Below are 19,206 nucleotides of genomic sequence, written 5' to 3'. Positions count from 1 at the left end.
CGGCAGAGCCGTTTTACGCATGGACGACGAACTCAATACACGACTCAAACCTCTGCGTGATCGCATCGACGCGCTCGACGCGCAGCTGATCGCGCTGCTGAACCAGCGTGCGTCGGTCGCGCTCGAAGTCGGCGAGGTCAAGAAGCATTTCAACGCGCCGGTGTTCCGACCCGAGCGCGAGATGCAGGTGATCGCGCGCCTGCAGGAAATGAACGCGGGGCCGCTCGCGGATGAACACATTAGCGCCATCTGGCGCGAGATCATGGCCGCAAGCCGCGCGCTCGAAAAGGCGATCAAAGCCGCGTACCTCGGGCCGGTAGGGACCTATAGCGAACAGGCGATGCACGAGTACTTCGGTCAGTCGATCGAAGGCCTGCCGTGCCCGTCAATCGACGAAGTGTTCCGCTCCGTCGAGGCGGGCGCCGCCGACTACGGCGTCGTGCCCGTCGAGAATTCGACCGAAGGCGCGGTATCGCGCACGCTGGATCTGCTGCTGCAAACGCAGCTGACCATCGGCGGCGAACTCGCTTTGCCGATCCGTCACAACCTGCTTACGCAGAACGGGCTCGCTGGCGTCACGCGCGTATGCGCGCATGCGCAGGCGCTCGCGCAGTGCCAGCGCTGGCTGTCGACGAACGCGCCGCACCTTGAGCGCCAGGCGGTCTCGAGCAATGCGCAAGCCGCGCGGATGGCGGCCGAAGATTCGACCGTCGCGGCCATCGCCGGCGACCGCGCCGCGATCCACTACGGTCTGCAGGTCACCAACGCGCTGATTCAGGACGATCCGCACAACCGCACGCGCTTCGTGATGATCGGCAAGCAGCCGACCGGTCCGAGCGGCTACGACCAGACCTCGCTGATCGTGTCGGTCGTGAACGAACCGGGCGCGATGGTCAAGCTGCTCGAGCCGCTCGCGCGCCACGGCGTGTCGATGACGCGTTTCGAATCGCGCCCGGCGCGCGTCGGCACGTGGGAGTACTACTTCTATATCGACGTCGAAGGCCATCGCGACGATCCGGCCGTGGCCGCCGCGCTCGCCGGGCTCGGCGAGAAGGCCGCGTTCCTGAAGATACTCGGCTCGTATCCGCGCGCCCGCTAAGGGCGGGCAGCGGAGACCGGGCGGCGTCGCGTGCGTTGCCCGAACGCATATTTCACTATTCATCGTCGTTCGGAGATTTTCATGACAGCGTCTCTCGGCCCTTCCTATGTGCGAGCGATCGCGCCGTACATTGCCGGCAAGCCGATCTCGGAAGTGGCCCGCGAGTTCGGTCTCGAAGAGGCGAGCATCGTGAAGCTTGCATCGAACGAGAATCCGCTCGGCATGCCGGAATCCGCGCAGCGCGCGATGGCGCAGGCGATCGCCGATCTCGGCCGCTATCCGGACTCGAACGGTTTCGAGCTGAAGGCGGCGCTCGCCGCGCGCTACGGCGTGCCGGCCGAGTGGATCACGCTCGGCAACGGCAGCAACGACATCCTCGAACTCGCCGCGCACGCGTTCGTCGAGAACGGCCAGGCGGTCGTGTTCTCGCAGTACTCGTTCGCGGTCTATGCGCTCGCGACGCAAGGCGTCGGCGCGCGCGCGATCGTCGTGCCGGCCGTGCGCTATGGTCACGACCTCGACGCGATGCGCGCCGCGATCGACGACGACACACGTCTCGTGTTCGTCGCAAATCCGAACAATCCGACCGGCACGTTCGTCGATGGTCCGACACTCGAGGCGTTCATCGACAAGGTGCCACGCCATGTGGTCGTCGTGCTCGACGAGGCGTACACCGAGTATCTGTCTGCGCATAAGCGCTACGACTCGATCGACTGGGTGCGCCGCTATCCGAACCTGCTTGTGTCGCGCACCTTTTCGAAGGCGTTCGGTCTCGCTGGCTTGCGCATCGGCTTCGCGATCGCAAAGCCCGAACTGACCGATCTGCTGAACCGTTTGCGTCAGCCATTCAACGTGAATACGCTCGCGCAAGCCGCGGCGGTTGCGGCGCTGAACGACAACGCGTTTCTGCAGAAGAGCGCGGCGCTGAACGCGCAGGGCTACCGGCTTCTGATCGACGCGTTCGACAGACTGGGCCTCGAATATGTGCCATCCGAAGGCAACTTCGTGCTCGTGCGCGTCGGCAGCGACGACGAGGCCGGCGCCCGGGTGAACCTCGCGCTGCTGAAGCAGGCCGTGATCGTGCGACCGGTCCACAACTACGGCTTGCCGCAGTGGCTGCGCGTCACGATCGGCTTGCCGCAGGAAAACGAGGCGTTCCTCGCGGCGCTCCAAAAAGCGCTTGCCGAGCCTGCCGCAGGATAAGCGTTGATCCTTGACCCCGCGCGTCGGCCGGCAGGAGCGGCGCGCTTATTGTCCGTATTGTGTGAGCGACGTGGCCGCGTTTTCTTTTGACAAGCTGGTGATTTTCGGTGTCGGCCTGATCGGCGGATCGCTCGCGCGCGCGTTGCGTGAACGCGGCGAGGCCGGCGGAGCGCGCACGGTAATTGGCGTGGGACGGACGTCCGCCTCGAGCGAACGCGCGTTGGCGCTCGGTGTGATCGACGGCGCCGCGGCGCTCCACGACGACGTCGCACTGCGCGACGCGCTCGCGGGCGCGGACTTCGCGCTGCTCGCGGCGCCGGTCGCGCAGACGCAGCCGCTGCTCGAGCGTATCGCGCCGCATCTCGACGCCAGTACGATCGTCACCGATGCGGGCAGCACCAAGTCCGACGTGGTCGCCGCCGCACGCGCAGCGCTCGGCGCGCGGATCGGCCAGTTCGTGCCGGGGCATCCGATCGCCGGCCGCGAGTCGAGCGGTGTCGATGCCGCGTTGCCCGAGCTGTACGTGAACCGCAACGTCGTGCTGTGCCCGCTGCCGGAGAACACGCCGGCATCGGTCGAGCGCGTCGCTGCGATGTGGCGCGCCACCGGTGCATTGGTGCGGGACATGACGCCGCAGCAGCACGACCGCGTGTTCGCCTCCGTCAGTCATCTGCCGCACGTGCTGTCGTTCGCGCTCGTCGAGCAGATCCTCAGTTCGCCCGACGCCGCGTTGAAGTTCTCGTTCGCGGCGGGCGGATTTCGCGACTTTACGCGCATCGCCGCGTCGAGTCCGGAAATGTGGCGCGACGTATGTGTCGCCAATCGTGCGGCGCTGCTCGACGAACTTGACGGCTACACCGCGGTGCTCGCGCGCCTGCGCGCGGCGATCGAAGCCGGCGACGGCGCCGCGCTCGAAGCGGTGTTCGCGCGCTCGCGCGTCGCACGCAGTCAGTGGCAGGAGCAGCGCGCGGCTGGTGTGGCCGACAGCGATGCGTCGAAATAACCGGAAACTGGACTCATCATGGAATTCCTCGATCTCGGACCCTTTTCCCGTGCGTCCGGCACGGTTCGTCTGCCCGGCTCGAAGAGCATCTCGAACCGCGTGCTGCTGCTTGCCGCGCTCGCCGAAGGCGAGACGACGATCACGAACCTGCTCGATTCCGACGACACCCGCGTGATGCTCGACGCGCTCGAAAAGCTCGGCGTACGCTTGAAGCGCGACGGCGACACCTGCGTCGTGAGCGGCACGCGCGGCGCGTTCACCGCGCGTACGGCCGACCTGTTCCTCGGCAACGCGGGCACGGCGGTGCGCCCGCTGACCGCGGCGCTCGCCGTGAATGGCGGCGACTACCGGATCCACGGCGTGCGGCGCATGCACGAGCGGCCGATCGGCGATCTCGTCGACGGTCTGCGCCAGATCGGTGCGAAGATCGACTACGAGCAGAACGACGGCTATCCGCCGCTGCGCATCCGCCCCGCGCAGATCACGGCCGACGCGCCGATCCGCGTGCGTGGCGATGTGTCGAGCCAGTTCCTGACTTCGCTGTTGATGACACTGCCGCTGTTGCGCACATCGAGCGGCGTCACCACCGTGCAGGTCGACGGCGAGCTGATCTCCAAGCCGTACATCGAGATCACGATCAAGCTGATGGAGCGCTTCGGCATCAAGGTCGAGCGTCACGGCTGGCACCAGTTCGTGGTGCCGGCGGGGCAGCGGTATCAGTCGCCGGGCACGATCATGGTGGAAGGGGATGCGTCGTCGGCGTCGTATTTTCTCGCCGCCGGTGCGCTCGGCGGCGGGCCTCTGAAAGTGGAAGGCGTGGGCCGCGCGAGCATCCAGGGCGATGTCGGCTTTGCCGATGCGCTCATCAAAATGGGCGCGAACCTGCAGATGGGCGACGACTGGATCGAAGTGCGCGGTGTCGGCAACGACCACGGCAAGCTCGATCCGATCGACATGGATTTCAACCTGATCCCCGACGCGGCGATGACGATCGCCGTCGCCGCGCTGTTCGCGGACGGCACGACCACGCTGCGCAACATCGGGAGCTGGCGCGTGAAGGAAACCGACCGCATCGCCGCGATGGCGACCGAGCTGCGCAAGGTCGGCGCGAAGGTGCAGGAGGGCGAGGATTTCCTCGTCGTCACGCCGCCCGAAAAGCTGATCGCAAATGCCGCGATCGACACCTACGACGATCACCGCATGGCGATGTGCTTCTCGCTCGTGAGTCTGGGCGGCGTGCCGGTGCGCATCAACGACCCGAAGTGCGTCGGCAAGACGTTCCCCGATTATTTCGAGCGCTTCGCCGCGCTCGCGCATCCCTGATTCAACCCAGATTCGCGTGCGAATCGCCTGACGTGCGACTTTTTCGATGAAACCGACCCGTCCCTTTCACCAGACGCCCGTCATTACGATCGACGGCCCGAGCGCCTCCGGCAAAGGCACTGTGGCCGCGATGGTGGCCGCCAACCTCGGCTTTCACCTGCTCGACAGCGGCGCGCTATACCGGCTCGCGGCACTCGCGAGTCTGCGTTACGGCATCGCACCGGACGACGTCGACGCACTTGTCGAACTGATCGACGACCTCCATATCACGTTTCGCGAGGGGCTCGCGCAGCTCGACGGCGTCGACGTATCGGCAGAAATTCGCGCCGAGGAAGTGGGCAGTCGCGCCTCGGCGATCGCCGTGCACGCGCCGGTGCGAGCCGCGCTGGTGGCGCGTCAGCGCGCCTTTCGCAAAGAGCCGGGGCTCGTCGCCGACGGTCGCGACATGGGGACTGTAATCTTCCAGGACGCCGTGCTAAAGGTGTTCATGACCGCGAGCGTCGAGGCCCGCGCGACGCGGCGGCATAAGCAATTGATCCAAAAAGGATTTTCTGCTAATATAGATGACTTGCTCCGGGATTTGCGTGAGCGCGACGAGCGTGACAGTCAGCGCGCGGCCGCGCCGCTCAAGCCCGCGGCGGATGCAAAACTGCTTGATACCTCGGCATTGTCGATCGACCAGGCGGTCGAGCAGGTGGTGCAATGGTATGAAGCGCTGGTCCCCCATGCGTAACTGAAAACGGTTACGCTGCAGCGGCCAGACAGCGGCAGTTCCGTTGTTGGTACGTGCTTCGCGATGGTCGCGAAGCGTTGTTTTTAACCCTTTAACCCCGCGTGGCATTCGCGTATTTGCCGCAGTTGCTCGCTGATCCGGTGAGCCAGGCGCTGCGAAGACCATGCAAACTCTGATTTTTATGTCCGACCTGCAAACCTCTACCCCGAATACCGAATCTTTTGCGGCTCTGTTCGAAGAGTCGCTGACCAAGCAGGACATGCGCGCTGGCGAAGTGATCTCCGCCGAAGTCGTGCGTGTCGACCACAACTTCGTGGTCGTGAACGCTGGTCTGAAGTCCGAAGCCTACATCCCGCTAGAAGAGTTCCTGAACGACGCGGGCGAGGTAGAAGTGCAGGCGGGCGACTTCGTTTCCGTCGCGATCGACGCACTGGAAAACGGCTATGGCGACACGATCCTGTCGCGTGACAAGGCGAAGCGTCTGGCTTCGTGGCTGTCGCTGGAAAAGGCGCTGGACAACAACGAACTCGTGACCGGCACGATCACGGGCAAGGTCAAGGGTGGCATGACCGTGATGGTCAACGGCATCCGCGCGTTCCTGCCGGGTTCGCTGGTTGACACGCGTCCGGTCAAGGACACGACTCCGTACGAAGGCAAGACGCTCGAATTCCGCGTCATCAAGCTGGACCGCAAGCGTAACAACGTCGTGCTGTCGCGCCGCGCCGTCATCGAGGCAACGCAAGGCGAAGAGCGCGCGAAGCTGCTGGAAACGCTGAAGGAAGGCGCGATCGTCGAAGGCGTGGTCAAGAACATCACCGACTACGGCGCGTTCGTGGACCTCGGCGGTATCGACGGCCTGCTGCACATCACCGACATCGCGTGGCGTCGTGTGCGTCACCCGAGCGAAGTTCTGTCGGTTGGCCAGGAAGTCACCGCGAAGATCCTCAAGTTCGACCAGGAAAAGAACCGCGTTTCGCTCGGTATCAAGCAACTGGGCGACGATCCGTGGGAAGGCATCTCGCGCCGTTACCCGTCGGGCACGCGTCTGTTCGGTAAGGTCACCAACATCACCGACTACGGCGCGTTCGTCGAAGTTGAATCGGGCATCGAAGGCCTTGTCCACGTGTCGGAAATGGACTGGACCAACAAGAACGTTGCTCCGTCGAAAGTTGTCCAGTTGGGCGACGAAGTCGAAGTCATGGTTCTCGAAATCGACGAAGACCGCCGTCGTATCAGCCTCGGCATGAAGCAATGCAAGCCGAACCCGTGGGACGACTTCAGCCGCAACTTCAAGAAAGGCGACAAGATCAGCGGCGCTATCAAGTCGATCACCGACTTCGGCGTGTTCATCGGTCTGCCGGGCGGCATCGACGGCCTGGTTCACCTGTCGGATCTGTCGTGGAGCGAAACCGGCGAGGAAGCCGTTCGCAAGTACAAGAAGGGCGACGAAGTGGAAGCGATCGTTCTCGGCATCGACGTCGAGAAGGAACGCATTTCGCTGGGTATCAAGCAGCTCGAAGGCGACCCGTTCAGCAACTACGTTGCAATGAACGACAAGGGCTCGGTCGTCGACGGTACCGTCAAGTCGGTGGACGCGAAGGGCGCTGTTGTGCAGCTGTCGGGTGAAGTCGAAGGCTATCTGCGTGCTTCGGAAATCGCGCAAGACCGCGTGGAAGACGCTCGCAACGTGCTGAAGGAAGGCGACAAAGTCAACGCGATGGTCATTAACATCGATCGCAAATCGCGTGGCATCAACCTGTCGATCAAGGCGAAGGATTCGGCTGAGCAGCAGGAAGCCATCCGCGGCCTCGCTGCTTCCGATTCGAGCGCAGCCGCTACCGGCACGACGAACCTCGGTGCGTTGCTGAAGGCTAAGCTCGACGGCCAAAACCAGTAAGCCTGAGAGGTCTGCTGCAGTATGACCAAATCGGAATTGGTCGCCCAACTGGCTACGCGATTTCCGCAACTGGTTCTCAAAGATGCGGATTTCGCGGTGAAGACGATGCTCGATGCGATGTCGGAGGCGCTTGCCAAAGGTCACCGCATCGAAATTCGTGGCTTCGGCAGCTTCGGCCTCAACCGCCGTCCCTCCCGCGTCGGACGCAATCCGAAGTCGGGCGAGAAGGTGCTGGTACCCGAGAAGTACGTACCGCACTTCAAGCCGGGCAAGGAATTGCGCGAGCGGGTGGATCGTCGCGCGGGGGAACCGCTGAAGGCCGACGAGCCGGATGACGACCTTTAATGACTCCGCTGTATGTCTTGCAGCGTGGCATAGCTAGCGTCAGCGGCCAAAGCCAGTCGTCAAAAGACCAGGAAAAGCGCCTTCGGGCGCTTTTTTTTTTGTCCATGGTTTCAGGGCGCATTCCGGTACGACCGTTGCATTTCGCGAATCGCCCGTAAGTGCTTGGTCCCGCCACGCGCTGCCCAGCCGCGAGGGCATCCATTACAATACGGGTCACTTCGGCGCGGGCAACACCGTGGCGCGACGCGTCATCGAGCCGGCGTCACACCGCAACTGCCGTCAAGAGATCCTCTTCATGAAATTTATCGTCTGGCTGATCCGCGTGCTGGTGTTCGTGCTGCTGCTTGTGCTGGCGCTCTCCAACACGCAACCCGCTACGCTGAATTTCCTCGCTGGCTACGTCTGGTCGGCGCCTCTGATTCTGATCGGTCTCGCGTTTTTCGTGATCGGCTTGCTCGCGGGGCTCGTGTCGGCGATGCCGGCCGTCGTGCGTCTGCGCATGGAGAATGGTCGGCTCAGGCGCGAACTGCGCGTGGCGCGCGAAGCCCCGGCCGTCGTCGAGCAGCCGCCGCTGCCACCGCTGATCTGAGCTGTCTTGCGCCGCGCGCTCTGAGCGCGGCTTTTCGTTTCCGCTTCCGGCACATTTGCATTAATCGCATGGATCTAGACTTCTGGTGGCTGCTGGTCATACCCGTCGCGTTCGCGCTCGGCTGGATGGCCGCGCGCTACGACCTCAAGACGCTGCTGTCCGAAAGCGCCAACCTGCCGCGTTCGTATTTTCGCGGCCTGAACTTCCTGCTCAACGAACAGCCCGACCAGGCGATCGACGCATTCATCGAAGTCGTCAAGCTCGACCCTGAAACGGTCGAACTACACTTCGCGCTCGGCAATCTGTTCCGCCGGCGCGGCGAAACGGACCGCGCGATCCGCGTGCATCAGAATCTGTTGAGCCGCGCGGACCTGCCTGTCAGTGAGCGCGATCACGCGCTGTACGAGCTCGGCCAGGACTTCCTGAAAGCGGGTCTGCTGGACCGTGCCGAAGAAACCTTCCGCTCGCTGCAGGCGGGCGATTACGCACTCGGCGCTCAACGCGCGCTATTGACGATCTACGAGATCGAGAAGGACTGGGTCAAGTCGATCGATACCGCGCGACACCTCGAAACGATGGGCGCACCGTCGCTCGACAAGGAAATCGCGCAGTTCCATTGCGAACTTGCTCAGGAAGCGCTGCAGCAGAACAACCCGGACGAAGCGCGTCATCAGCTCGGGCTCGCGCTGAAGGCTAACCCCACCAACGTGCGCGCGACGATCCTGTTCGGTGATGTCGACGCGGCCGGCGGCGGGCCGGAAGCGGCGATCGGGCAATGGCGCGGCGTCGAGGAGCAGAATCCCGCGTATCTGCCGCTCGTCGCCGAGAAGATCATGAAGGCTTATGAAGCGCTTGGCCGCGCGCAGGAGGGCGCTGATCTGCTGACCACGTGGGTCGACCGTCATCCGAGCAACGATCTGCTCGACGTCGCGTATCAGCACGTCGCGTCGCTGCGCGGCGCCGATGCCGCGCATGCGCTCGCGCGCACGCAAATGCAGAAGTCGCCGAATCTGGCCGGCATGACGCGCCTGCTCGAAGCACAACAGGCCGTCGCCGAAGAGCCGCGGCGCAGCGAGCTCGAGCTCATGCGCACACTGATCCGCCAGCGCACCAAGAATCTGCCGCGCTACACGTGCCAGAATTGCGGTTTCAGGGCGCGGCTTTTCTACTGGCAGTGCCCGGGTTGCAGCGGTTGGGAAACCTATGCGCCGCGCCGCGTCGAGCCGATTACCGCGTCGAACTGACGCCGCACGGGCCGCGTTGGCCGCGTCGGCCCTGATTGCCGCGCGACCACCCGTGACCTTCGCAACGAATTTATCGCCGGTCTCATAACCGGCATTCATCACCGGAACCTTCAACCGGAAAGCGTATGAAAATCACCATTATCGGCACCGGCTATGTGGGCCTTGTCACCGGCGCGTGTCTCGCTGAAATCGGCAACGACGTCTTCTGTCTCGACGTCGATCAGCGCAAGATCGACATCCTCAACAAAGGCGGTGTGCCGATTCACGAACCGGGCTTGCAGGAGATGATCGCCCGCACGCGCGCGGCCGGCCGCATTACGTTCTCAACCGATGTTGCGGCGAGCGTCGCGCACGGCGACGTGCAGTTCATCGCGGTCGGCACGCCGCCCGACGAAGACGGCTCCGCCGACCTGCAATACGTGCTCGAGGCCGCGCGCAACATCGGCCGTACGATGAACGGTTTCAAGGTGATCGTCGACAAATCGACGGTGCCGGTCGGCACCGCGCAGCGCGTGCGCGCGGTGATCGACGAAGAACTGGCCAAGCGCGGGCTCGCCGGCAGCGCGCAGCATCGCTTCTCGGTCGTGTCGAACCCCGAGTTCCTGAAGGAAGGCGCGGCCGTCGACGACTTCATGCGCCCCGATCGCATCGTGATCGGCATCGACGAAGACGAACCGGGGGTGCGCGCGCGCGAAATGATGAAGCGTCTGTATGCGCCCTTCAACCGCAATCACGAGCGCACACTGTACATGGACGTACGCTCGGCCGAATTCACGAAGTACGCGGCAAACGCGATGCTCGCGACGCGCATCTCGTTCATGAACGAGATGTCGAATCTCGCCGATAAGGTCGGCGCCGACATCGAAGCGGTGCGTCGCGGCATCGGTTCCGATCCGCGCATCGGCTATCACTTCCTGTATGCGGGCTGCGGCTATGGCGGCTCGTGCTTCCCGAAGGACGTGCAGGCGTTGATCCGCACCGCGAGTGAAAGCGGCCATAACCTGCGCATTCTTGAGGCGGTCGAGGAGGTGAACGGCCGGCAGAAGGACGTGCTCGTGAACAAGGTCACCGCGAAGCTCGGCGAGGATCTGAGGGGCCGTGCGTTCGCGGTGTGGGGTCTCGCGTTCAAGCCGAATACCGACGACATGCGCGAGGCGCCGAGCCGTCGCGTGATCGGCGAGTTGCTCGCGCGCGGCGCAAACGTGCGCGCGTACGATCCAGTCGCCGTGACCGAGGCGCGTCGCGTATTCGCGATGGATCTCGAGGCGGCGCCCGAGCAGCTCGAGCGCCTCACGTTTGCGAGCACCCAGGACGAAACACTGATCGGCGCCGACGCGCTCGTGATCGTGACCGAATGGAAAGAGTTCAAGAGTCCTGATTTCGTGCATCTGAAATCGGTGCTGAAGACACCGCTGATTTTCGACGGCCGCAATCTGTACGAACTGGACGCGATGACCGAGCTCGGTATCGACTACCACGCCATTGGACGCCCCTATGCCCAACCCTCTGAACTTCCGGCCGATGCCTGAGTCCATGCCCGCGGCGCCTGCGTCCGCGGCGGCGCAGAAGCTCCCGATCGTGCCGCGCGCGCAGCTCAACGCAGCGCGCGTGCTGGTGGTCGGCGACGTGATGCTCGACCGTTACTGGTTCGGCGACGTGAACCGCATCTCTCCTGAGGCGCCCGTGCCGGTCGTGCACGTGCAGCGCCAGGAAGATCGGCTGGGCGGCGCGGCGAACGTCGCGCGCAACGCGGTCGCGCTCAGCGCCCAGGCGGGGCTTTTGTGCGTGGTCGGTCATGACGAGCCCGGCGAGCGCATCGTGCAGCTGCTCGGCGAAAGCGGCGTGACGCCGCATCTCGAACGCGATCCGGCTTTGCTGACGACGATCAAGCTGCGCGTGCTGTCGCGTCAGCAACAGTTGCTGCGCGTCGACTTTGAAAACTCGCCGGCACATGAGGTGCTGCTCGCGGGCCTCGCGCGTTTCGACGAACTGCTGCCGACATACGACGTGATCCTGATGTCCGACTACGCGAAGGGCGGCCTCACGCACGTGACGCAAATGATCGCGAAGGCGCATGCGGCCGGCAAACCGGTGCTCGTCGATCCGAAGGGCGACGACTGGGAGCGCTATCGCGGCGCGACGCTGATCACGCCGAATCGCGCGGAATTGCGCGAGGTCGTCGGACAATGGAAGTCCGAGGAAGATTTGATCGCTCGCGTCACGAAGCTGCGCGCCGAACTTCAGTTCAAGGCGTTGCTGCTCACGCGCTCGGAGGAGGGCATGACGCTCTTCTCAGACGACGGCATCCTCCACGCGTCGGCCGTTGCGCGCGAAGTGTATGATGTCTCGGGCGCCGGCGACACCGTGATCGCGACGCTCGCCGCGATGCTCGGCGCGGGTCTTTCGTTGGTCGACGCCGTCGGGCTCGCGAATCGCGCGGCCGGCATCGTGGTCGGCAAACTCGGCACCGCCACCGTCGACTACGACGAACTCTTTTCCTGATGCAGCCCGCGGGGCCCCGTCGTCCTGACGGGCCAGTGCACCCCGCGCGGTGTTGACCGAACGAAGCTCACTATCGCAGGATCATCATGACCGTAATCGTCACCGGCGCGGCCGGTTTTATCGGCAGCAATCTCGTCAAGGCGCTCAACGAGCGCGGCGAACAACGCATCGTCGCCGTCGATAACCTGACGCGCGCGGACAAGTTCAGGAATCTGGTCGACTGCGAAATCGACGACTATCTCGACAAAACCGAATTCGTCGAGCGCTTCCGGCGCGGCGACTTCGGCAAGGTGCGCGCGATCTTCCATGAAGGCGCCTGCTCGGACACGATGGAAACCGACGGCCGCTACATGATGGACAACAACTATCGCTATAGCCGCGACGTGCTCGACGTCTGCCTCGCGCAGAACATCCAGTTTCTGTACGCGTCGTCGGCAGCGACGTATGGCGGCTCGAGCCGCTTCGTCGAGGAGCGCGAGGTCGAACAGCCGCTCAACGTATACGGCTATTCCAAGTTCCTGTTCGACCAGGTGATCCGCCGCGTGCTGCCCACCGCGAAAAGCCAGATAGCGGGCTTTCGTTATTTCAATGTGTACGGTCCGCGCGAAACGCATAAGGCGCGCATGGCGTCGGTCGCGTTTCACAACTTCAACCAGTTCCGCGCCGAGGGCAAGGTCAAACTGTTCGGCGAATACAACGGTTATGCGGCCGGTGAGCAGACGCGCGATTTCATCTCGGTCGAAGACGTCGTCAAGGTCAACCTGTTCTTCTTCGATCATCCGGAGAAGTCGGGCATTTTCAATCTCGGCACCGGCCGCGCGCAGCCGTTCAACGACATCGCGAGCACCGTGGTCAACACGCTGCGCGCGCTGAACAACGAGCCGGCGCTGTCGCTCGCGGATCAGGTGCAACGCGGGCTCATCGACTATATTCCGTTCCCCGACGCGCTGCGCGGCAAGTATCAGTGCTTCACCCAGGCCGATCAGTCGAAGCTGCGCGCGGCCGGCTACGACGCGCCGTTTCTGAGCGTGCAGGAAGGTGTCGATCGTTACGTGCGCTGGCTGTTCGGCCAGGTGTAATTTGTACGGCATCCTCTTTAAACTGGAATCTCCTGGCCGGTGATGGTCGCCGGGCAGTGGCAACAGGGAGATTCCAATATGTTTCGAAAAGTACTGGTTACCGCGGCGATGCTTGCCGCTTTCGGCCACGCCTATGCGGCGGTCGACGTCAACACGGCTAACGAAGACGCGCTGCGCGGCATCAAGGGCATCGGTCCTTCCAAAGCCAAAGCGATTCTCGACGAACGCAATGCGCACGGCCCATTCAAGGACGCGGCCGATCTCGGCAAGCGCGTCAAGGGCATGGGTGGCCACACCATCGAGCGCCTGCAGGCGGAGGGTCTCGCTATCGGACCGGCTGGCGCGGCTGCTAGCACGCAGGTTGCGGCAGCTGCAACGGGTAAGGAGCCGGCCGCTACGGCCGCTGCGGGCGCCGCGCAGAAGGGCGCTGCCGCCGTGGCGGTGAAGAAGTAAGCGGTCGCGGGCCTTGTGCATGCCATGCTGACGTGCGGTTTGCAATGCGCGAGGTTCGCGAAGGTCCGTTCCTTCGATTGATACACACGATTGCCCGCGGCTCGAAGCCGCGGGCGTTTTTTTGCGTAGCAACCCGCATGCATCCATGCGCGCACCAGGGCTGCAGGGCAACGTCGGACATCGTGGTTTAGAATCGATGCATTAAAGACCCTCTTTCGCGCATCGATCGCTAGACCCCATATGGCATACAAAACGATTGAAGACACGATCGGCAATACGCCGCTCGTACAACTCGTCCGGCTTCCCGACGACGAGATCCGCAGCCGCAACAATGTGATCCTTGCGAAGCTCGAGGGCAACAATCCGGCGGGCTCCGTGAAGGACCGCCCGGCGTTGTCGATGATCAAGAAGGCGGAAGCGCGCGGACGCATCAAGCCGGGCGACACGCTGATCGAATCGACGAGCGGCAACACCGGTATCGCGCTTGCGATGGCCGCAGCGGTCCGTGGCTACAAGATGGTGCTGATCATGCCGGAAGATCTGTCGGTCGAGCGCCGTCAGAGCATGGCCGCCTACGGCGCGCAAATCGTTCTGACGCCGGTCAAAGGCGGCATGGAGTACGCGCGCGATCTGGCCGAGCAGATGCAGCGCGAAGGCAAGGGCATCATCCTCGATCAGTTCGCGAACCCGGACAATCCGGCCTCGCATATCGAGGGCACAGGCCCGGAAATCTGGCGTGACACGGAAGGGCGCATCACACACTTCGTGTCGTCGATGGGCACGACCGGCACGATCATGGGCGTGTCCACGTATCTCAAAACGCAGAACCAGCAGATAGAAATCATCGGTGCGCAGCCCGAAGAGGGCTCGCGCATTCCGGGCATTCGCAAATGGCCGGAAGCATATCTGCCGAAGATTTTCGACCGCAGCCGCGTCGACCGCGTGGAGAACGTCGGTCAATCCGCGGCCGAGGCGATGGCTCGCCGCCTGGCGTCGGTCGAAGGTATCTTCGCGGGCATTTCGTCGGGCGGCGCGTGCGAAGTGGCGCTGCGCATCGCGCATCAGGTCGAGAACGCGACCATCGTGTTCATCGTCTGCGACCGCGGCGACCGCTATCTGTCCACCGGGGTGTTTCCCGCGTAAGCGGTTGGCTGGGGCCTTCGCGGGCGTGCGAGCCAATGAAAAGCGCCGGTCGAGCCGGCGCTTTTTTACGTCCTTTCACCGAGACGCGCATGGCGACTCGCGGCGCGACTCACTGCGAATCAGGGTTCGACTGATCCGGCTGACCTTGCGGCGCGCTGCCGTTGTTGGCCGCCTTCGCGGCATTCGCCGTGTCGATCGCTTCCATCTGCGCCTTGACCTTCTGGCCCAGCTGATACACCGCGAGCGCATAGAAGAAGCTACGGTTGTAGCGCGTGAGTACGTAGAAGTTCTTCAAGCCTAGTACGAACTCGGTGCCACGCCCCGGCGTCGGCAGATCGACCACCGTGACCGGCGTGCCCGCTTCGGAAGCGATATCGACGTTCGGCTCGTTCAGCACGAGCCCGGCGCGCAGCAACTGGTCGAGCGGCCAGTGCGGCTCCGGCTGACCATTGGCGGCCGCCTGTGCGACACCCAGGCTGCCCGCGTCCGAGCCGATTCCCCACACCACCGGCCGGCCGCTTTCCCAGCCATTCTGACGCAGATAGTTCGCGACGCTGCCGATCGCATCGGCATCGCTCGTGCGCAGGTCGACGCGCTTGTTGCCCTCGTAGTCGACCGCGTACTGGACGATGCTGCTCGGCAGGAACTGCGGAATGCCGATCGCGCCCGTGTACGAGCCGAGCACCGTGTTCGGGTCGATCTGCGCGTCGCGCGTCCACACCAGATAGTCTTCGAGATTCTTGCGGAAGGTTGCCTGGCGGTCCGCGCGATTCGCGGTGTTCGGGTAATCGAAGCTGAGCGTGGTCAGCGCATCGAGCACGCGGAAGTTGCCCATGTAGCGACCGTAGATCGTCTCGACGCCGATGATGCCGACGATCGTCTCCGGCGGCACGCCGAACTCCTGATACGCGCGCTGCAGCGTGGCCCGGTTCTCGCGCCAGAACTGCACGCCGGCGTTGACACGCACCGGGTCAAGGAAGCGCGCCTGATACGAGCGCCAGTTCTTGATCGAAGGCGTCGGCGACGGGGTGACGAGCTTTACTGCGGTCGCCGAATAGCTGACGCTAGCGAACAACGCGTGCAGCGCCGCTTCGTCGAAATCGTAGCGCGCCACCATCTCGTTGATGAACGCATCGACGTTCGCGTTGTGCGCGTAGCGCTGCGGAATGATCTCTTCCTCGAACGTTTGCCCTTGTGGTACCGGCTGCTGCGGCTGGCTCTGCGCGACCAGCACCGGGGCTTTCTTCCTGGCGCTTTGCGCGCTCGCGTGACTTGCTGCGACGAACATGCACGATGCGACGGTCAGTGAAGCGGCGAAGATGCGGAGGCGAAGCCGGTTGCGTGGGGATCGTGCGGACAGAGCAAGCTTGACGGTCATGGTGAGCAGTGAGCGCGATGCGTGAAAGGCTGGGAGCAGGCGGAAAGCGGCAGGAATGAAACGGCGAGTAATGGGTCGGGGAAGTATACCCGACGGCTTGTGCAAAACAGTGCCGAATGAGCGACAGCGGCGCCCTGTGGTAACTTGACGAATATTGGCGCGCGCGAGCGTGCGCCGCTCGACGGAGACACGCCGCGCGCGCAGTCCATGCGCCGCGCCGTAGAAAACACGCACAACACAAACTATGGCAACAGGCTTCTATTCCCATCCCGACTGTCTGCTGCATGACATGGGACAGTGGCATCCCGAGTGTCCCGCGCGCCTGCAGGCGATCGAAGATCAGCTGATCGCGAGCCGCATCGACGCGCTGATCGAGCGCGAGTCGCCGCCGCTCGTCGACGAGGCCGCGCTGCTGCGCGTGCACACGCAGGCGCACGTCGACTACATCCGTGGCCGCGCGCCCGTCGAGGGCGTCGCCGAAATCGATCCCGACACGTCGATGAACCCGCACACGTGGCAGGCCGCGTTGCGCGCGGCGGGCGCGGCAGTCGCCGCCACCGACGCGGTGATCGAAGGCCGTTATGACAACGCGTTCTGCAGCGTACGGCCACCGGGCCATCACGCCGAGCCGGCGCGCGCGATGGGCTTCTGCTTTTTCAACAACGTCGCGGTCGCCGCGCGCCATGCGCTCGACGTGCATGGCCTCGCGCGCGTCGCCATCATCGATTTCGACGTGCATCACGGCAACGGCACCGAGGCCGCGTTCTCGGGCGACCCGCGCGTGCTGATGTGCAGCATCTTCCAGCACCCGTTCTATCCGTTTACCGGCGCCGACAACCAGGCGTCCAACATGTGCAACGTGCCGATGCCGGCGCGCTCGAACGGCATGGCCGTGCGCGAAGCGGTCGACATGCTGTGGTTGCCGCGCCTGCACGAGTTCAGGCCGGAAATGCTGTTCATCTCCGCCGGCTTCGACGCGCACCGCGAGGATGACCTCGGCAACATGGGCCTCGTCGAAGACGATTACGCGTGGATCACCGACCAGATGCGCGACATCGCGCGGCGCTACGCCCGCGGGCGCATCGTCAGTTGTCTCGAGGGCGGCTACAACCTGTCGGCGCTCGGACGCAGCGTGGTCGCGCACGTGCGGTCGCTGGCGGAGATCTGAGTTCGCCAACCGACGCGCGGCGCCAGCGGCTCGCAAGCCAGCGAGCGAAGACCCACATTCACGCACCGAGGAGCGAATCATGAACGCCAGCCCCGCCAACACCGGCGACGCAACGCTGGTCACGATCGAGCACGACGCGTATCGCGCGGCGGGCGTCGTGCGCGTGACGATGAACCGGCCCGATGCGTTCAACGCGCTGTCCGAAGCGCTGCTCGACGAACTGCAGCAGACGCTGACCGAGATCGCGAAGACCGATGCCCGCGTGGTCGTGATCGCCGGCGCGGGCCGCGCGTTCTGCGCGGGGCACGACCTGAAGGAAATGCGCGCGGCGCCGTCGCTCGCGTACTACCAGCAGCTGTTCGCGCGCTGCACGAAGCTGATGATGACGATCCAGCGCATGCCGCAGCCAGTGATCGCGCGCGTGCAGGGCATCGCGACGGCGGCCGGCTGCCAGCTTGTCGCGATGTGCGATCTCGCGGTCGCCGCTGACACAGCGCGCTTCGCTGTGTCGGGCGTGAGCCTCGGATTGTTCTGCGCGACGCCGTCGGTGCCGCTGTCGCGCAACCTGTCGCGCAAAGCCGCGCTCGACATGCTGCTGACCGGCGATTTCATCGACGCCGCCGAAGCGCGCAAACAGGGACTCGTGAACCGCGTCGCCCCAGCCGATGCGCTCGACGACGAAGTCGCGCGGCTTGCCGCGAGCATCTGCGCGAAGCCGGTCGAAGCGGTCAGCGCGGGCAAGAGCCTGTTCTACCGGCAGCTCGAAATGGGCATCGAAGCCGCGTACCAACTGGCCGGGCAGACGATGGCGTGCAACATGATGGACGAATCGGCACTCGAAGGCGTGCAGGCTTTCATCGACAAACGCGCGCCGCAGTGGAAGCGATAGTCGACGGCTGCCTGCGCTGCACCTCCCTCAACTCCGTCCCACCGCGCGCTTTTCGATCCACTCGACCAACGCCTCGATCGCCCGATCGCGATCGAGGTCGTTCATCGTCTCGTGGTAGCTGCCCTGATGCAGCGTGAGCGTCTTGTCGGGCGAGCCAGCGTGCTCGCCGAACGCTCGACTGCCGTCGGGCTCGGTCAGTTTGTCGTCGGTGCCATGAAACACCAGCAGCGGCATGCGCAGTTCGGCGCGACCGCGTTCGATGCGTGCCATCGCGCGCAGCAGCTCGGCGCCCGTGCGCGCCGGAATCGCGCCGTGATGCACAAGCGGATCGTTGCGGTTGGCATTGACCACCGGCTGAAGGCGCGAGAGCAGCGCGGGGTCGATCTTCATCGCCGGGAACCCGGGGTAGACCCGGCTGATCACCTGGCTCAGGGCGAGCATCCACTTGGGCATGTCGCGTCCCGGCGCGAGGGCGGGGCTCGACAGGATCAGCCCACTGAGGCGCCGGCCACTCGCGTCGAGGCGCTCGATTGCATACAGCGCCGCCACCGCCCCACCCATGCTTTGACCCATCAGGAATAACGGCGCACAGCTTTGCGCGGCGGCGTCGAGCAGTGCCTGCGCATCGAGCAGGTAGTCGTCGAAGCGTTTCACGTAGGCGCGTTTACCGGGCGCGTGGCCGTGGCCGCGCAGATCGATCGCGACCAGCTCGATGCCCGACGCGTTGAGCCGGCTTGCGACCGCGGCGTATCGGCCGGCGTGCTCGGCGAGGCCGTGCAGCAGCGCGACCGTCGCGCGTATCGGCCCGCGCGGCCGCCAGCGGTATAGCGGTAACGCGATGCCGTCGCCGGACATGACCGACGCGCGCTGCGGCGCGTCCTTACTGAGACCGGCGGCGCTCGCGCGCACGGTGTGGCTCGGCGAAGTCTGCATGGCGGCGGCCTGCGTTGAACAAGGATGGCCCGATCATAGCCGCAGTAGCGCGAGGCCCGCGTGCCCGAAAGAAAAGGTACCGCTCTAATGCCCTCCAGTTATGAAAAGATCGAAATCGATTATTAAAGCGTATGTCGGCCCTGCGGTAGAATGGCGCCCTCAAATCCCAATTAAATAAACGGCGGCCGCTTGTCGGGAGCACATGCTCGCCGGCAGCCTCCGCCG

At 64.4% G+C, this 19,206-nt stretch carries 18 protein-coding genes; 16 read left to right on the top strand and 2 right to left on the bottom strand.

Annotated elements, in window-relative coordinates; translation table 11 throughout:
- The first annotated feature begins 19 nt into the window (after positions 1 to 19).
- From pheA to cysM, 14 genes are all read left to right on the top strand, one after another.
- On the top strand, positions 20 to 1,099 hold the full coding sequence (gene pheA, locus BJG93_RS11690) for a prephenate dehydratase (protein WP_027198439.1): 1,080 nt from the start codon (positions 20 to 22) through the stop codon (positions 1,097 to 1,099).
- 81 nt (positions 1,100 to 1,180) lie between these two features.
- Complete coding sequence (gene hisC, locus BJG93_RS11685) at positions 1,181 to 2,302, top strand: histidinol-phosphate transaminase (RefSeq protein ID WP_027198438.1); 1,122 nt, start codon at positions 1,181 to 1,183, stop codon at positions 2,300 to 2,302.
- Positions 2,303 to 2,363: 61 nt separating this feature from the next.
- Positions 2,364 to 3,305, top strand: coding sequence for a prephenate dehydrogenase (locus BJG93_RS11680; protein WP_027198437.1), 942 nt, complete (start codon positions 2,364 to 2,366; stop codon positions 3,303 to 3,305).
- 18 nt (positions 3,306 to 3,323) lie between these two features.
- Positions 3,324 to 4,628 carry a 3-phosphoshikimate 1-carboxyvinyltransferase gene (gene aroA / locus BJG93_RS11675; protein WP_027198436.1) on the top strand — a complete coding sequence of 435 codons (1,305 nt, stop codon included), beginning with the start codon at positions 3,324 to 3,326 and terminating at the stop codon, positions 4,626 to 4,628.
- Between the two features lie 46 nt (positions 4,629 to 4,674).
- The gene (cmk, locus tag BJG93_RS11670) at positions 4,675 to 5,361 is read left to right on the top strand and encodes a (d)CMP kinase (RefSeq protein ID WP_027198435.1); all 687 of its coding nucleotides are present in this window, start codon (positions 4,675 to 4,677) and stop codon (positions 5,359 to 5,361) included.
- Positions 5,362 to 5,524: 163 nt separating this feature from the next.
- Positions 5,525 to 7,258 (top strand): 30S ribosomal protein S1, encoded by a 1,734-nt coding sequence (rpsA, locus tag BJG93_RS11665; RefSeq protein WP_027198434.1) that lies wholly within the window; start codon positions 5,525 to 5,527, stop codon positions 7,256 to 7,258.
- A gap of 21 nt (positions 7,259 to 7,279) precedes the next feature.
- The gene (locus BJG93_RS11660; RefSeq protein ID WP_027198433.1) at positions 7,280 to 7,603 is read left to right on the top strand and encodes an integration host factor subunit beta; all 324 of its coding nucleotides are present in this window, start codon (positions 7,280 to 7,282) and stop codon (positions 7,601 to 7,603) included.
- Between the two features lie 295 nt (positions 7,604 to 7,898).
- Positions 7,899 to 8,192, top strand: coding sequence for a LapA family protein (locus tag BJG93_RS11655; RefSeq protein WP_027198432.1), 294 nt, complete (start codon positions 7,899 to 7,901; stop codon positions 8,190 to 8,192).
- Positions 8,193 to 8,260: 68 nt separating this feature from the next.
- Positions 8,261 to 9,436: a lipopolysaccharide assembly protein LapB gene (gene lapB, locus BJG93_RS11650; protein ID WP_027198431.1), complete on the top strand. Its 1,176-nt coding sequence runs from the start codon at positions 8,261 to 8,263 to the stop codon at positions 9,434 to 9,436.
- 125 nt (positions 9,437 to 9,561) lie between these two features.
- On the top strand, positions 9,562 to 10,965 hold the full coding sequence (locus BJG93_RS11645; protein WP_027198430.1) for a UDP-glucose dehydrogenase family protein: 1,404 nt from the start codon (positions 9,562 to 9,564) through the stop codon (positions 10,963 to 10,965).
- On the top strand, positions 10,931 to 11,938 hold the full coding sequence (gene rfaE1, locus BJG93_RS11640) for a D-glycero-beta-D-manno-heptose-7-phosphate kinase (RefSeq protein ID WP_071336508.1): 1,008 nt from the start codon (positions 10,931 to 10,933) through the stop codon (positions 11,936 to 11,938). The genes BJG93_RS11645 and rfaE1 overlap by 35 nt, the downstream gene beginning before the upstream one ends.
- 86 nt (positions 11,939 to 12,024) lie before the next feature.
- Positions 12,025 to 13,017 carry an ADP-glyceromanno-heptose 6-epimerase gene (gene rfaD, locus BJG93_RS11635; protein WP_027198429.1) on the top strand — a complete coding sequence of 331 codons (993 nt, stop codon included), beginning with the start codon at positions 12,025 to 12,027 and terminating at the stop codon, positions 13,015 to 13,017.
- Positions 13,018 to 13,095: 78 nt separating this feature from the next.
- The gene (locus BJG93_RS11630; protein ID WP_027198428.1) at positions 13,096 to 13,470 is read left to right on the top strand and encodes a ComEA family DNA-binding protein; all 375 of its coding nucleotides are present in this window, start codon (positions 13,096 to 13,098) and stop codon (positions 13,468 to 13,470) included.
- A gap of 240 nt (positions 13,471 to 13,710) precedes the next feature.
- Positions 13,711 to 14,613: a cysteine synthase CysM gene (gene cysM / locus BJG93_RS11625; protein WP_027198427.1), complete on the top strand. Its 903-nt coding sequence runs from the start codon at positions 13,711 to 13,713 to the stop codon at positions 14,611 to 14,613.
- A 109-nt stretch (positions 14,614 to 14,722) separates the two neighbouring features.
- On the opposite strand, the gene mltB is transcribed toward cysM, so the two are convergent.
- Positions 14,723 to 15,901 (bottom strand): lytic murein transglycosylase B, encoded by a 1,179-nt coding sequence (mltB, locus tag BJG93_RS11620; RefSeq protein ID WP_027198426.1) that lies wholly within the window; start codon positions 15,899 to 15,901, stop codon positions 14,723 to 14,725.
- Positions 15,902 to 16,235: 334 nt separating this feature from the next.
- On the opposite strand from mltB, the gene BJG93_RS11615 reads away from it, so the two are divergent.
- Together BJG93_RS11615 and BJG93_RS11610 are read left to right on the top strand one after the other, a co-directional pair.
- Positions 16,236 to 17,159: a histone deacetylase family protein gene (locus BJG93_RS11615; protein ID WP_027198425.1), complete on the top strand. Its 924-nt coding sequence runs from the start codon at positions 16,236 to 16,238 to the stop codon at positions 17,157 to 17,159.
- A 79-nt stretch (positions 17,160 to 17,238) separates the two neighbouring features.
- The gene (locus BJG93_RS11610; protein WP_027198424.1) at positions 17,239 to 18,048 is read left to right on the top strand and encodes an enoyl-CoA hydratase; all 810 of its coding nucleotides are present in this window, start codon (positions 17,239 to 17,241) and stop codon (positions 18,046 to 18,048) included.
- A gap of 27 nt (positions 18,049 to 18,075) precedes the next feature.
- Here the strand turns inward: BJG93_RS11610 and BJG93_RS11605 are convergent, their stop codons facing one another.
- Positions 18,076 to 18,981: an alpha/beta hydrolase gene (locus tag BJG93_RS11605; RefSeq protein ID WP_027198423.1), complete on the bottom strand. Its 906-nt coding sequence runs from the start codon at positions 18,979 to 18,981 to the stop codon at positions 18,076 to 18,078.
- Positions 18,982 to 19,206: the final 225 nt, after the last annotated feature.

The organism is Paraburkholderia sprentiae WSM5005 (genome assembly GCF_001865575.2).
GTDB lineage: Bacteria > Pseudomonadota > Gammaproteobacteria > Burkholderiales > Burkholderiaceae > Paraburkholderia > Paraburkholderia sprentiae.
Note: the sequence above shows the minus strand (reverse complement) of the source record. Positions and strands in the feature narration are given on the sequence as shown.